Source organism: Streptomyces sp. XM83C, assembly GCF_023072675.1.
Taxonomy (GTDB): Bacteria; Actinomycetota; Actinomycetes; order Streptomycetales; family Streptomycetaceae; genus Streptomyces; species Streptomyces thermocoprophilus.
In genome coordinates this window covers 1-1,190 of record NZ_JALLGL010000602.1, presented here as the reverse complement: position 1 = coordinate 1,190, position 1,190 = coordinate 1, and the positions used below count along the sequence as shown (strand labels likewise).

Below are 1,190 nucleotides of genomic sequence, written 5' to 3'. Positions count from 1 at the left end.
GGCTCGGAGATGTGTATAAGGGCCAGCACCCGAACCGCGCGGCGGCATCCTCATGGGCCGCCCCTTCGGCGTCCCCGTCTACGTCGCCCCCAGCTGGTTCCTCGTCGCCGCCCTCATCACCTGGGTGTTCGGCGGCCAGCTCGACCGCGTGCTCCCCGAACTCGGAGCCGCCCGCTACCTCGTCTCCCTCTTCTTCGCCGTCGCCTTCTACGCCTCCGTCCTCGTCCACGAGCTGGCCCACACCGTCGCCGCGATCCGCTTCAAACTCCCCGTGCGCCGCATCCAGCTGCAGTTCTTCGGCGGCGTCTCCGAGATCGAGAAGGAAGCCGAGACCCCCGGCCGCGAATTCGTGCTCGCCTTCGTCGGCCCCCTGCTCTCCCTGGTCCTCGCCGGCCTCTTCTACCTCGCCCTCCAGCCCGTCGAACCCGGCACCGTACCCGGCGTCCTCCTCGCCGGCCTGATGATCTCCAACCTGATCGTCGCCGCCTTCAACCTGCTGCCCGGCCTCCCCCTGGACGGTGGCCGCATGCTCCGCGCCGTCGTCTGGAAGATCACCGGCCGCCCCATGAGCGGCACCGTCGCCGCCGCCTGGGTCGGCCGCGCCCTCGCCGTCGCCGTCCTCATCGGCCTGCCCCTGCTCACCCAGTCCGGCGCCCTCGGCTCGACCGCCGAGGACAGCGTCGGCATGGACACCGTCACCGACGCGCTGCTCGCCGCCATCCTCGCCGCGATCATCTGGACCGGCGCCGGCAACAGCCTCCGCGTCGCCCGCCTCCGCGAACACCTGCCCGAACTCCGCGCCCGCACCCTCACCCGCCGCGCCGTCCCCGTCCACACCGACACCCCCCTGTCCGAGGCGCTGCGCCGCGCCAACGACGCCGGCGCCCGCGCACTCGTCGTCGTCGACACCGACGGCGAACCCCTTGCCCTCGTCCGCGAGGCGGCCATCGCCGGCGTCCCCGGACACCGCCGCCCCTGGGTGCCCGTCAGCGGCCTCGCCCAGGACATCACCGACGGCATGCGCGTCTCCGCCGAGCTCGCCGGAGAGGACCTCCTGGAAGTCCTGCGCGCCACCCCCGCCACCGAGTACCTCGTCGTCGAGGAAACCGGCGAGATCTACGGCGTCCTCTCCGCCGCCGACGTCGAACGCGCCTTCGTCAAAGCCATGGCCCGCCCCAGCTGACCCCCAC

Annotated in this window: 1 pseudogene; it reads left to right on the top strand. The window is 72.8% G+C overall.

The features are described 5' to 3' along the window. Window positions 1-25 precede the first annotated feature (25 nt). A pseudogene (locus tag MTQ10_RS30630) lies at window positions 26-1,183 on the top strand (site-2 protease family protein); the annotation flags it as partial. Window positions 1,184-1,190: the final 7 nt, after the last annotated feature.